Source organism: Massilia luteola (assembly GCF_034420155.1).
In the GTDB taxonomy this organism is placed as follows: domain Bacteria; phylum Pseudomonadota; class Gammaproteobacteria; order Burkholderiales; family Burkholderiaceae_D; genus Telluria; species Telluria luteola.
The window spans coordinates 137799-151323 of the sequence record NZ_JAXOFN010000002.1; the positions used below are offsets into that span (position 1 = coordinate 137799).

General features: G+C 67.6%; 10 protein-coding genes. 4 read left to right on the top strand and 6 right to left on the bottom strand.

Annotation, left to right across the window (positions count from 1 at the left end; genetic code table 11):
* Window positions 1-43 precede the first annotated feature (43 nt).
* On the bottom strand, window positions 44-670 hold the full coding sequence (locus U9J41_RS03630; protein WP_322400325.1) for a response regulator: 627 nt from the start codon (window positions 668-670) through the stop codon (window positions 44-46).
* 130 nt (window positions 671-800) lie between these two features.
* Entirely contained in the window at window positions 801-3128 is a 2328-nt protein-coding gene (locus U9J41_RS03635; RefSeq protein ID WP_322400326.1) for an FdhF/YdeP family oxidoreductase, read from the bottom strand.
* A 191-nt stretch (window positions 3129-3319) separates the two neighbouring features.
* On the opposite strand from U9J41_RS03635, the gene U9J41_RS03640 reads away from it, so the two are divergent.
* Together U9J41_RS03640 and fdhD are read left to right on the top strand one after the other, a co-directional pair.
* On the top strand, window positions 3320-4420 hold the full coding sequence (locus U9J41_RS03640) for a catalase family protein (RefSeq protein ID WP_322400327.1): 1101 nt from the start codon (window positions 3320-3322) through the stop codon (window positions 4418-4420).
* A 38-nt stretch (window positions 4421-4458) separates the two neighbouring features.
* Window positions 4459-5328: a formate dehydrogenase accessory sulfurtransferase FdhD gene (fdhD, locus tag U9J41_RS03645; protein ID WP_322400328.1), complete on the top strand. Its 870-nt coding sequence runs from the start codon at window positions 4459-4461 to the stop codon at window positions 5326-5328.
* Here the strand turns inward: fdhD and U9J41_RS03650 are convergent.
* Together U9J41_RS03650 and U9J41_RS03655 are read right to left on the bottom strand one after the other, a co-directional pair.
* The gene (locus U9J41_RS03650) at window positions 5313-5744 is read right to left on the bottom strand and encodes a DsrE family protein (RefSeq protein ID WP_322400329.1); all 432 of its coding nucleotides are present in this window, start codon (window positions 5742-5744) and stop codon (window positions 5313-5315) included. The genes fdhD and U9J41_RS03650 overlap by 16 nt on opposite strands.
* Window positions 5745-5797: 53 nt before the next feature.
* Complete coding sequence (locus U9J41_RS03655; RefSeq protein WP_322400330.1) at window positions 5798-6169, bottom strand: hypothetical protein; 372 nt, start codon at window positions 6167-6169, stop codon at window positions 5798-5800.
* Between the two features lie 159 nt (window positions 6170-6328).
* On the opposite strand from U9J41_RS03655, the gene U9J41_RS03660 reads away from it, so the two are divergent.
* Window positions 6329-8125, top strand: coding sequence for a hypothetical protein (locus tag U9J41_RS03660; protein ID WP_322400331.1), 1797 nt, complete (start codon window positions 6329-6331; stop codon window positions 8123-8125).
* A 185-nt stretch (window positions 8126-8310) separates the two neighbouring features.
* Window positions 8311-10749 (top strand): TonB-dependent receptor domain-containing protein, encoded by a 2439-nt coding sequence (locus tag U9J41_RS03665; RefSeq protein WP_322400332.1) that lies wholly within the window; start codon window positions 8311-8313, stop codon window positions 10747-10749.
* Between the two features lie 8 nt (window positions 10750-10757).
* On the opposite strand, the gene U9J41_RS03670 is transcribed toward U9J41_RS03665, so the two are convergent.
* Together U9J41_RS03670 and U9J41_RS03675 are read right to left on the bottom strand one after the other, a co-directional pair.
* Window positions 10758-11594, bottom strand: coding sequence for a hypothetical protein (locus U9J41_RS03670; protein ID WP_322400333.1), 837 nt, complete (start codon window positions 11592-11594; stop codon window positions 10758-10760).
* A 235-nt stretch (window positions 11595-11829) separates the two neighbouring features.
* Entirely contained in the window at window positions 11830-13470 is a 1641-nt protein-coding gene (locus U9J41_RS03675) for a pectinesterase (protein ID WP_322400334.1), read from the bottom strand.
* Window positions 13471-13525 lie beyond the last annotated feature (55 nt).

The window sequence follows — 13525 nt, forward strand, 5'->3', positions numbered from 1 at the left end:
CGGAAATTATAGCCAGATCAACGGCTTATGTCACCGTTCCTCGCTACTGTGCGACCCAGGCCGCGCCGTGCAGTGCCGCCTCGACGGCCGCGCGCAGGGCGTCGGGCGCCACCGGCTTGGGCAGGACGGGGATGTCGTCCGGCAATCCCATCGCACGGATCGTCGTCGGATCGAGGCCGCTGATCACGACGATGGCCATGTCCCCGTACGCCTGGCTCGCGCGCAGGGTGCGGATCATGCGCAGGCCGTCCACGCCCGGCATGCTGAGGTCGCCGATGAGCAGGTGCGGCCGCGTTTCGCCGATGCGGATCAGCGCCTCGAAGCCGTTGACGGCCCGGACGACGTCCAGCGGCAGCTCGCCACCCGAGAGCGCGGATTCGTACAGCGCCAGCATGGCCGGGTCGTCGTCCACGAGCAGGACCTTGTGCCGGACGGGGGCGGTGCGGTCCAGCATCGCCTGGCGCCGTCGCTCGACGTGGCGCTCGATCGACGCCACGGCGATGCGGCGGTGGCCCCCGGCAGTTTTCCATGCCGACAGCAGGCCGCTTTCGACCCACAATTGCACCGTCCGGTGCGACACGCCGAGCAGGGCTGCCGCCTGTCGGGTGGAGCAATAGGCGGCGGCGTCGAAATCTTGCTCGGGCGAGTTGGGGCTGAGTAGCGAGGTCATGGCTGTCGTCACGTTATGATAGATTCCGCTGATGCACTCAGGAATCTATCAAATAATCACAACGTGTGACAGCAATATTTACGAGATCGTCATCCGGGACGTCCGCCGCCGCCCCGGATGACGCCGCCGGTCAGTGCAGCGGCCGCGCCGGGCCGCCCGTGCGTTCGATACGGATGGCGATCGATTTCGCGGCCGGCACCTTGCTTTCCTTCGCGTAATGCCAAAGCGGGATCAGCGGATTGCACTCCGGATAATAGCCCGCCACGCAGCCCGCCGGCACGCCGTATTCCTTCACGCTCAGGCCCTCCACCTTGCGCTCGATGCCGTCATCGACGGCCGTGCTGGCCGTCACGATGTCGCCGTCCGCGAGGCCCAGCCGGGCCATGTCGGCGCCCGCCATCAGCAGGACCTTGCGGTCGGTGGTGCCGCGGAAACGGTCTTCCAGGCTGTAGATGGTGGTGTTGAACTGGCCGTCGCTGCGCACCGTGAACAGGCGCAGGGCGTCGGCCGGCACCGGCATGTCCGGGTCGGTCGACAGGGTGTCCGGCACCGTGAAATTGGCCTTGCCGGTCGGCGTCTTCCACTCGCGCTTGGAGGCGGCCACCGGCTTGCGGAAGCCGCCCGGGGCCCACATGCGCTCGTTGAAGTCGTGGAAGATCTTCGGATACGTGGCCGCGATCGCGTCGCGCACCTTCGCGTAATCGGCCACCCAGCCGTCCCAGTCGACCTTCGGATTCGCGTCCAGGGTCGCTTTCGCGATGCCGGCCACGATCGCCGGTTCCGACAGCAGCGTGTCCGCCACCGGCTCCGCGCGCCCGCGCGAGCCGTGCATGCAGCCGGTCGAATCCTCCATCGACACCGACTGCTCGCCGCCGGCCTGGCGGTCGATCTCGATGCGGCCCAGGCAAGGCAGCAGGTAGGCCGTCTTGCCGTGCACGAGGTGGCTGCGGTTCAGCTTGGTGGAAATCTGCACGGTGAGCGGCAACGCGCGCCAGGCGGCGTCCATCACGCCGTGCTCCGGCACCGCGCGCACGAGGTTGCCGCCGAGGCTGATCAACGCTTGCGCCTTGCGGTCGCGGATCGCCTCGCAGGCCTCGACCGTGTTCATGCCCTTGTCGCGCGGCGGTTCGAAGCCGTACAGCTCCTTCAGCTTGTCGAGCGGCGCCAGCTCCGGCTTTTCCGTGATGCCGACCGTGCGCTGGCCCTGCACGTTCGAGTGGCCGCGCACGGGGCAGATGCCGGCGCCCGGCTTGCCGATATTCCCCCGCAGCAGCAGGAGGTTGACGAGCATCTGCACGTTCTGCACGCCGTTGCGGTGCTGCGTGAGTCCCATGCCGTACACGCCGATGACGCTTTTCGCGTGGATGTACGTGCCGGCGGCCTGTTCGATCTGGGCGCGCGTGAGGCCGGCTTCGCGCTCGATCTCGTCCCAGCCGCAGGCGCGCGCGGCGGCCGCGAATTCGTCGAAGCCGTGGCAGTGCTCGGCGATGAACGCGGCGTCGACCGCGCGCGGGCCGCCTTCCGCGACGGCGCGGTCGTCGGCCTCCAGCACGGCCTTGCACAGGCCCATCAGCGCGGCGGTGTCGCCGCCGGCCTTGACCTGGTGGTACTGGGTACTGATCACCGTCTCGTGGCCGGTGAGCATTTCGGTCGGCGATTGCGGGTTGACGAAGCTGACGAGGCCCCGTTCGCGCAGCGGATTGAACGTGACGATGGGCACGCCGCGCTTGCGGGCGTCCTGCAGCTGGTGCAGCATGCGCGGGCTGTTCACGCCCACGTTCTGGCCGAAGAAGAAGATGCAGTCGGTCTGGTCGAAGTCGTCCAGCACGACGGTCCCGATCGGCACGCCGATCGTCTTGGGCAGCGCGACCGACGTGCTCTCGTGGCACATGTTCGAGCTGTCCGGCAGGTTGTTGTTGCCATACATGCGCGCCAGCAGCTGGTACATATACGACGTTTCCAGCGATGCCCGGCCCGAGCTGTAGAACACCACGTTCTTCGGGTCCATCTTGCGCAGCTCGGCACCGATTTCGGCGAATGCCCGGTCCCAGGAGATCTCGACGTAGCGGTCGAGGGCGCCGTCGTAGCGCATGGGCACGGTCAGGCGGCCCGCTTCTTCCAGTTCGTGGTCGTGCCAGCCTTCGAGCTCGCGCAGCGTGTGGCGCTTGAAGAAATCGGCGCCGATGTGCTTGCTCGTCACTTCCCACGCCGTCGCCTTGGCGCCGCTCTCGCAGAACTCGGCCGGGTGCGGATGGGCCGGCTTGGCCCACGAGCAGCTGACGCACATGAAACCGTCCGGCTTGTTCTGGTGCACCAGCAACTGGGCGCCCTCGAACGGGACGCGCTCCCTGAACAGGATCGTCCCGACTTCCTTCAGCGAGCCCCAGCCGCCGGCAGGGACCTTGGGTTCGTTGGGTTCGCCCGTCTTGCCGGGCTCCTTGCCGCCTTGTTTGCTCATGTCGTGACTCCGTGTCGTTCAAAGACATATTGGCTCAATAGTTGTAGCTTGTGCCCAACCTTCGGGCTGTGTCTGTTCGACAGCGCACACGCGATTCAGTCACATTGCATCGACGTGCGTACGGCGCTGCACAGAGCGCCGCAGGGAACCCGGCCATGATCTGCACATCATCATTCCAACCGGATCCCACCATGAACCCGCCGATTCCTTACGAACCCGCCTTCGAGACCGCCGAAGACGACGAAGCGCAGACGGCCTTCGACCTGCAGACGACGATGCGCAGCATCGCCACGAAGACGTACGAGGATTCCGGCCGGGCGCTGCGCAGCGTGCATGCCAAGACGCACGGCCTGCTGCTGGGCGAGCTGGTCGTGGAAGCCGGCCTTCCCGAGGCGTATGCGCAGGGCCTGTTCGCCGCGCCCGGCACGTATCCCGTCGTGATGCGCCTGTCGACGACGCCGGGCGATATCCTCGCCGACGACGTGTCCACGCCGCGCGGCATGGCGATCAAGGTCGTCGGCGTGCCGGGCGCGCGCGTCGAGGGCAGCGAGAACGACGTCACGCAGGATTTCGTGCTCGTCAACGGCCCCGTGTTCAACGCGCCGACCGCGAAGAAATTCCTTGGCGGCGCCCGGCTGCTGGCCGCGACGACGGACAAGGCGCCGAACCTCAAGCGCCTGTTCTCGGCGGTGGCGCGCGGCGCGGAGCACGCGCTGGAAGCCGTCGGTGCGGGGAGCGCGACGATCAAGGCGCTGGGCGGCCATCCGGAAACGCATCCGCTCGGCGAGACGTATTACAGCCAGGCGCCGATCCTGTACGGCCGCTACATGGCGAAGGTGCAGGTGGCGCCCGTCGCGCCGGCGCTGGTGGCGCTCGCGGGCAGCCCGGTCGACCTGAACGGCAGGCCGGACGGCCTGCGCGACGCCGTCGTCGGCCATTTCGCCGGCCAGGGCGGCGAATGGGAAGTGCGCGTGCAGCTGTGCACCGACCTGGACACGATGCCGATCGAGGACGCGTCCGTCGAATGGCCGGAGGCCGCGAGCCCGTACGTGACGGTGGCGCGGCTGCGCGCGCCGCCGCAGAAGGCATACGGCGACACGCTGGCGCGCCGCATCGACGACGGCATGCAATTCAATCCATGGCACGCACTGGCCGCGCACCGGCCGCTCGGGTCCATCATGCGGGTGCGCAAGGCGGTGTACGCGATGTCGAAGCGCTTCCGGGCCGAGCGCAACGGCATCGCGATCGCCGAGCCCCGCGACCTCGACGGCTTGCGGGACGCGGGCGTCTGATATGATCGGCGCTCCCGTGTCACGCATGGCTTGAACCGATGAATTCGCCCGATTACCAGCCGGAGCCCGCTGTCCCGCCGGAGCCCGTCCTCCCGGCGCCGGCGCGCGGCCGCCGCGTGCTGCGCATGCGCGCGGGCGCGTGCGCGGAGGTGGACGACATGCTCGTCGACGAGGTGCCCATCGCGCTCGTCTACAACGGCATTTCGCATGCCGTCATGATGGCGACGCCCGCCGACCTGGAGGAATTCGCGCTCGGTTTTTCGCTCTCCGAAGGCATCATCGCGGGGCCGGGCCAGTGCTACGGGATCGAGGTCGAACCGGACGCCGGCGGCATCGCCGTGCAGATCGAGATCGCCGGCAGCGCCTTCATGGCGCTGAAGGAGCGCCGCCGCAGCCTGGCGGGGCGCACGGGGTGCGGCCTGTGCGGCGTCGACAGCCTGGACCAGGTCTGCCGCGGCTTGCCGGCGCTGCGGCCGGCGCAGGGTTTTAACGCGGCCGGCGTGCGCCGCGCCGTGGCCGCGATCGGTGCGGCGCAGGCGCTCACCCGCCAGACCGGCGCCGCCCACGCGGCGGCCTGGTGCGGCATGGACGGCGCGGTGCGCATCGTGCGCGAAGACGTCGGCCGCCACAATGCGCTCGACAAGGTGATCGGGGCGCTGGCGCGCGATCAAGTGCGTCCCGGCGACGGCTTCTTCCTGATCACGAGCCGGGTCAGCTTCGAGATGGCGCAGAAGGCGGCCATGGCGGGCGTTTCCGCGCTCGTCGGGATGTCGGCGCCAACCCTTGCCGCCGTCGACCTGGCCGACCGGGCCGGCATGACCTTGCTCGCCTTCGCGCGCGGGCAGGATTTCGTCTGCTATACCCACGCCGACCGGCTGGGGCTGGACGGCGATCAGGGACGGATGTAGGCGTAACCTTCCGCCTGCCTGCGGATGAGGTGCGCGGCCCCGGACGGGACATAGCCGACCTGCGGCACCATCTGTTCCCGCGTCAGCTTGAAACCCCGCATGGAATTTTCGCACGCCAGCGCGTGGATGCCGGCGTGGCTGGCCTCCGTGATACGCGCGGCGACGTCGGAGTCGGCCTTGAGCATGGCGATGCCGGGTCCGTAGACGACGATTTCGATGACCACGTTGGCGGCTCCCAATTCTGCCTGGGCATTGCGAACGTTATTCAGCGTCATATGCCATTTCCCCGGATCCGCATCGGTGACCTGGAACACGGCCTTGTACGCCGTCGGCGCCGGTGCCGCGGCGGCCGTGCCGACGGCGGCCAGCGCCACCGAGCCGGCAAGGAGTTGGCGGCGGTTGGAAGAGATCGTCATGGCGGACATGGTGTACCATCGGATGACGGCATGTCAAGCGCCGTGCGGCGGCGTCAGCCCGCCACCAGCGCCAGCAACGCCGCCCGGTCGGCCGCCTGCTGGCGCTGGGCCGTCACGCGGTCCCACAGCAGGAACATGCCGTAGGCCCATTGCGCCACCAGTTCCGCTTCGCCGGCCGGACGCGCCGCCGCGCCGTGCACCAGCCGTTCGATTTCCGCGCGCGCGAGCGCCGTCACCTGGTCGTAGTTCCAGGCGCCTTTCGGCAGCATCTTCTGGCGCGCGCGGTAGCGCCGGGCCCGCTCCGCATCGCTGAGCTTGTCGTCCTTGGGCGGACGGCCGCGCTTTTTCGCCGGCGCCGCATCGAGCGGCAATTCGATCGTGCTGAGGTCTTCCGGTTGCTTCATGGTGCGGTCGGGAGTGGTCATGTTCCTATTATTCGTGACGCATTTCAATAAAGCAATAGGTAGCAATGGACAATAATCGAAAGCAAATGCGGTCTGAGCCTCGCCCGTAGGCATCCCGCGACGACACGGTTAGAATGACAAGGTTAATTCTTCGTTAATTCTGCCGGGGAGGCCGGGATCGTGGTAATACAATTCAAAAGGACGGCGGTGGCCGTCGCGGCGGTTTGCGCGCTCGCGGGCGGCGCCTGTGCGGCACCGGACGCGGGTCCGCAGAGCATCGTCGTCACGGGCCAGCGCGGCACGTCGCCGTGGATCCGGGCCGAGAGCGCGCACGTGGTGGTCCTGTCGGACGCGCCGCGCGAGGACGTCGGCCGGCTCGTCGAGCACCTGGAGCGCCTCGACGGCCTGCTGCGCATCTACACGGACGACTACCGGGCGGCGGGCCCCGGCGCGGAACCCAAGCTGAACCTCGTCTACCTGAACGACGTCCGCGACCTCGATCGCGTGGCGGCGGACCGGCCGGCGGACGGCATCGCGCTGTTCCGCGATTGCGCCGACGGCGCGCAGGGCTTCCTCGTGCGCACGGCGCCGCTGGCCGCGATCAAGGACGACCAGCTCGCCAAGACACCGCTGGATGAAGGGCTGTCGTACGTGTCGGAAGCGTACGCCCGTCATTTCCTGTATCGCCACACGGACGTGCGCGGCCCGTCGGCGTGGATCGAGGGCTTCGCCAACTATTTTGCCGGCGTGCGCTTCGGCGCGAAGCAGATGGTGATCGGCCGCACGCCGCCGGGCGTGGGGCGCTACTTCGCCTTCCTCGACCAGGGTCATCGCTACAACCTCGACTACGACGACGTGCTGGGGCCGGACCCGCTGGGCAATCTCGGCGGCGCGCGGGCCGTGGCCGCGAGCGTGGAATTCGAGGCGCGCTCCTGGATCCTCGCGCACTACATCCTCGGCTCCAGCGCGCGCCGCCAGCGGCTCGGGACGTTCCTGAACGCCGTGTACAAGGGCGGCAATCCGGCCGCCGCGCTGCACGATGCGTTCGGCCTCAAGGTGGATGACGCGTCGTCCACGCTGTGGCGCTACCGGCTGCAGGCGGCCCAGGTCCTGCGCGTCGACCTGCCGCCGGGCGCGCGGCCGGAACCCGTGTTCTCGACCATGTCCGCGACGTCCGGCAGCTTCCTGCTGGCCGACGCCGCGCTCAAGGCCTGTCCCGCGCGGGCCGAGGGAGAAGGGCTGTTGCGCACGCTGACCGCGGATGCCGGTGCCGTGCCGAACGTCGACGCCGGACAGCTGGCGCTGAGCCGCGCCCGCGTCGACTGGGGCGATCCGGCCGCCGCGCTGCCGTGGTTGCAAGGCGCGGCGCGCCGCGCCGATGCCGGCGCCGACGTGCTGCTGTTGCTGGGCCGCGCCAACCTGAAACTGGCGGCCCGGGCGGCCCCCGGCGCGCGCGGGCCCTACCTCGACGCCGCCCGCGCCGGCCTCGCGCGGGCGCGCGAGCGCGAGCCCGGCTCCGGCGCCGTCGCGCTGGCGCAGCTGGACCTGTCGCTGCTGGCGGACGGCACGCCCAGCCGCGCGGCGCTGGACGGCGTCATCGCCGCCTGGCGCACGACGCGCGATTCGGGGCCGCTGGCGCGCGCGGCCGTCCTCGCGTACTGCTACCTCGTGGACGCGCCGCGGGCCGAGCACATCCTCCACATGCTCGTGACCGACCGGCGCGACCCAGCCACGGCCGCGTGGGCCGCGCAATTCCAGCGCCGCCTGGATGCCGGCCTGACCCTCCCCGCCATCGCCGCCGACATGCGCCTGGCGCAGGAAGGCGGCGGTGCCAGCGAATGGACCCTCGACCAGATCAGCCTGATGCAGGACGTCGAATACAATGCCGGGCTGGAGGACGCCCAGGGCATCATCAACCAGCTGATTCAGAACCCGAACCCGGCGAAGGCGTTGACGAACGCGCCCGTGCGCAGATAGTTGGAACTTTAGCGGGTTGGCACGGGAATACTGAACTGGAGCGAAGCTGGCCGGCGTCCGTCGCGCGGCTCCCGACCTGTCTTGACATGCAATCAAGGCGATGAGTGTTTGGAGCCGGCGTCATCCACGGGCCCGCCGCCGCGTTACGTTCATGCACCCGGCATTTACCACAACCTGACTAACCGATGACTCATACCACGTTCGCCGCCCGCGATGGCCTGGCGCTGAAGGTCTTGCCCGCATTACTCCTGAGCTGTCTGGCCGCGCAACCGCTGCGGGCCCAGACGACGGCCCCCGACCCCGTTCGCGACAAACAACCCGCCAGGTCGGCCCCGGCTCCGGCTCCGGCCGCGGCCAAGGCCACGGCCGCCGCCGACGGCCAGGCGAAGGGGGCGACGAGCGGCACGCAGCCCCCGGGCGCGGGCGCCGACGACGGCGTCGCCACCGTGGAAGTGGTCGCGTCGCGCCCGACCAACAAGGTCGACCGCGACGTCTACGATCTCAAGAACGACATCAGCGTCAGCAATGCATCCGCGGCCGATATCCTGAACAACGTCCCGTCCGTCACCGTCGACCAGGACGGCAACGTGGCCCTGCGCGGCAACCAGAACGTGCAGATCATGGTCAACGGCAAGCGCGACGCCCAATTCCAGGGGCAGAACCGGGGCGACGCGTTGAATGCGTTCCCGGCCGAGGCCATCGAATCGATCGAGGTGATCAACGTGCCGGGCGCCGAGTTCGGCAATGAGGGCGGCAACGGGCCGATCATCAACCTGGTCCTCAAGCGCAACCGCAAGGCGGGATCGCGCGCCAACCTGAGCGCCAACAAGGGCACGGAGGGCCGTGGCAACGCGTTCCTGAACGGCGAACATGCGGAAGGCCCGTATTCGATCAGCGGCAACGTCGGCGTGGCCGAGCGGGTGCGCAACAGCTACAGCGAATCGCAGCGCGAGGACCTCGATCCGGCCACGGGCGCCGTCACGGGCACGCGGAATTCGGTGGGCAACCGGCAGGGCAAATCGAAGTCGTTGAACATGTCGTCGACATTCACGTACAACGTCGGCGAACGGGACCAGTTCGGCGCGACCGCCAGCTTTTCGAAGTTCAGGAACGAGAGCGACAACACCGGCACGACGCAGCGCTACGGCGCGGACATGGCGCCGCTGGCCGACTACACGAGCCGTTCGCAGAACCTGTCCGACGCCCGCAACTTCGGCCTCGGCGCGTCGTACGACCACAAGAGCGGCACGCCGGCCGAAGACCTCAAGTTCGACCTGCGCTACACGGGCCAGAACAGCAGTCCCGATTCGGACGTCTTCTACGACTACCGCTTGCGCCCGACGCCGTTCACCCCGAACAGCCGGCGCTCGTCCGACCCGCGCAACCGCATCCTCGACATTTCGGTCGACTATGAACGCAACGTCTGGGACACGTGGCACCTGAAGGCCGGCGCCAAGGTCGCCGACAGCAAGAACAGCAACCCGACCGACTACCTCGCGCAGGACCCCGTGACGGGCGACTATGTGCCGGTGGCCAGCCGGATCAGCGATTTCGAATCGAACGACCGCAATGCGGCCATCTACGGCATCCTCGCCACGAAGCTGTCCACGAACCTCAGCGTCCAGGGCGGCCTGCGCGGCGAATACACGGCGCTCGACGTGCACCAGCCGCTGCTGAACGAGGAAGACCAGTATCACTACATGAACTGGCTGCCGAGCTTTTACGTCACGGACGACATCAGCGACACCGGTACGTTGCGGCTGCGCGCGGCCCGGCGCATCGCGCGGCCGAACGAGCGCGACCTGAATCCGAACCTCGTCTACCTGAGCGATTTCAGCGCCCGTCAGGGCAATCCGCAACTGCAGCCGGTGAACAACGACTCGTTCGAGCTGGGCTACTACGACCGCCTATTCGGTGTGGAAAGCAGCTTCGTCCTGTTCAAGCGGCGCGAATCGCCCGTGATCGGCAACCGCAGCTATGCACTGGCGTCCGACCCGAACGTGATCGTCACGTCGCCCATCAATTTCGGCGCCAACGATTCCGTCGGCGTCGACCTGAACTTCAACGTGCGCAAGCTGTTCGTGCCCGGGCTGTCGGCCAACCTGGGGGCGACGCTCGCCAACGAGACGCGCCAGCGCATCTCCAATTTCACGACCGACACGGCGGGCGTGCAGCAGTCGAACCATCGCGAAAACGTCAAGCTGCGGCTGGCCTACCAGGCGGGCATGGAATCGCTGCAGCTGAGCGTGAACCGCAACGGCGCGAGCCTGAACGGGCAGGGCACCAACAGCGCCGTCACGATGACGAATTTCACGTGGCGGCACAACCTGAGCCAGCGCCTGTCGCTGAACCTGAACGTGTACAACGTGTTCCACACCGGGAATATGGAAAGCGACATCGAAAACGAGGTGCTGCGGCTGCATACGCTCAACGTGAGCCAGCCGCGCGTCGTCCAGATCGGCCTGCGCTACCAGTGGGGCGGCGTGCCGGGCGACGAGCGCATCCGCAACGGCGGCCGCGGCATGTTCCGCGGCGGGCCGGGCGGACGGGGCAATGGCGGCTTCGGGAACGGCGGATTCGGCGGTGGCGGTGGCGGAGGAGGCGGCGGTGGCGGAGGGTCGTAAGCCGGTGCTTACGGCGACGGGCGCAGTGCGATCCCGTGTTCGAACAGGCGCGGCAGCCACGCCTGTTCGAAGATGCGGCGGAAGCCGAGGTTCGTCGGGTGCAGTTCGTTGGACCAGTAGTCGCGATACGTGCCGTCGCGCGGGAGGATGCCGCGGCTGTCGATGTGCACGACGCCCGGCGTCGTCGCCGCCAGCGGCGCCAGCAGGTCGTCGTTCAGCCGGTCGATGAGGATGCGCGCGATCTCGCCGCGCAGCGCCATGTCGTCCGGCACGCCGTGCCGGTCCAGCGCCGGCTTGAGCCACGGGCCGGCGTGGATCAGGCCGAATTCGAATCCGCGGCCGTCCGGCACCGGATAATCGTAGCCGTGCACGAAGATCGGCGCCAGGCTGGGCGCGTCGCGCTTGGCGAAGCGGATGGCCGCGATCAGCCGGGTCAGCGCCTGGCGCAGCCGGAACAGCATGTCGTCCATCCCGCTGCCATCGAACCAGCCTTCCGCGTCCGTCCCCGGCGGGCGGTGGTCGTGCAGCGCCATGTCGACGTCGACGGCGTCGTTGCCGGCCCCGCTGATGTAGAACTCCGAGAACCCTTCCACGAAGCCGGGGCGCAGGAAGTGCTCCACGGTGTCGGCAAATTTGCCTTCGCCCACATAATCCTTCAGGCGCGCCCCGTTATAGCCCACCAGCTGGACGTTGCGATGGTCGTCGGACAGGGCGGGGTGATTGATCATCGTGCCCAGGATATTGTTGTTGACGTACCAGAACCACGAATCCCCGATGGCGAGCGCGGACGGAAAGCCGATGTCGGCGTTGTCCCACCGTTCCTCGGGTTTATAGATGTGCGGCATCGTTGCCTCCGTAGGCTGTGGGCGAACAGGCAGAATTTCGATATTGTGCGCTGATTGGTATCATGCCAAAGCATTGAGGGCAAATAAAGCTTGGCTTTACAAGAAGTTCCGTGACGCGTCACGGAACTCATCGGCGAAGGATGTCGGCTTGATCCCGCCACGTGACGAGGGAGCAGGGCGCTTGCCGCCGCGCGCCCATCGCACGGCTTCCGGCCGCGTTCGCCGGCAATGCGTCTCAAGGCGTCGCCGGGACCCAGCCAGCACCGTTGTTCCACGCCTGGAAGACCTCGGTCCGGGTATCGAGACCGGACAGGTCGATCCCGGTCGACGACACGTTCTGGTTGCGGCCGCTCACGTTCAGCGTGTTGCCGCTGAGGTCCATGCTGCCCCGTTCGCGCCAGCCTGCGGTGGCCGTGGGCGTCGCCGGTGTGGGCGCTGGGGTGGCCTGCCATCCGGCCGTGCGGATATGGGTTCCCATCCTGGTGTTGATGTAGGCAAGGTTGTCGCACCCGAGGTTGGCGCTGCCGAGACCTCCCGTGGTTGTCTTGGTGGTGCAGTAGGTGGGCGGCGCCAGGCCGCCCGAGCGGGCCAGCCAGGTGCTGCCGGCCGGAATCGCGGCGTCCGCCGTCAGTTTGCTGTTCAGGACGACGAAGCCGGGGTAGCCGTAGGCGGCCCGCGCCTGGAAGATGTAGCCGCCGGAACTGGCGTTGGTGCCGTCGACGATGGTGTGCAACTCACTTTGCTCGAACAGCGCCGCATAGGGGGAGCCCCAGATGAAATCCACGTCGCCCGAGACATAGGACTTGTAGAACCAGCTCCAGCCCTTGAGCAGCAGGGTATCCTGGGCGCTCATGAAGTTCATCGAGAGGGCGCTCAGCCGGCTGCCGCCCAGCGTACTGCTGTTGAAATACATGGTCTCGGCCTGATTGTCCCAGCCGCTGGTCTTGCGATGCGCATTCCACAAGGTGAAGTTGGTCAGCTTCAGCAGGTCGGCATTCTCGGCCAGCAGCACGTTGCGGCCGCCGCCCAGGTAACGGCGCGTGCCGACATTGGGCCCGGCGCTGACCAGCGTGGCGCCGGCCGACGTGGTGCCGAAGCCGGTGCCGGGATTGAACGAATCAGAATTGTCGTAGAAGACGATGACGCCGCTGCGGCTTTCGCCGGTGATGGTCAGATTGTTGACATTGCGTAGGAATAACAGCTCCCTGTAGTTGCCGTTCTTGACCGTGATCGTCTTGGCTGCGCCCGCATAGGCGCACGTAACGCAGCCGTTCTGCATGATCCAGTCGAGTGCGCCCTGGACGGTCCGAAAATCGGCAGGGCCATCGTCGTCCACCGTCACGGCGGTGGGCGAGCCAGGCGTTGCCTTGGTTTTGAAGGTCCACGCACTGGTGCCGCTGACGCCCCTGAAGGACGCACCTGCAACCTTGCCGTTCAAGACCCCGTTGTCGATATTCACGTAATAGGCCGTGTCTGGCCGAAGCGCACCGTCGTGCAGCTTGATGCTGGCCGTGCTGCCGCTGATGACCACTGGCCGGTAGTAGACATAGCGCCACTGGGCCAGCGAGGGCACATTGCCGCCGAGCTTGTCGATTTCCGTGTTCCTTGCAGAAAACAATGTCTGCGTTTCGCCACTCATTTTTGAAACGGCATCGCTGACGTCGATTGTGTCGACGAGCGTGCCGTCTGTCGTGAAGACCTTGATCTTGCCTGCCGAGCCCAACGAGGGCGCCGTATCGAAGGTAATCGCCAGGCGGGTGTCGCTATAGGCTGCCGTGTCGCCTGTGTCGGGAGCGAACGGACCGGCATGGGCGCCGGGAGACACCAACGTGACGAGCGCTGCATTTACTACCAGAGTCGACAATTTCAGCGGCATGAACGCCTCCTAGTTGAATCTTCGGTTGAGGGAATGAAAAATTCCTGCGCGGAGT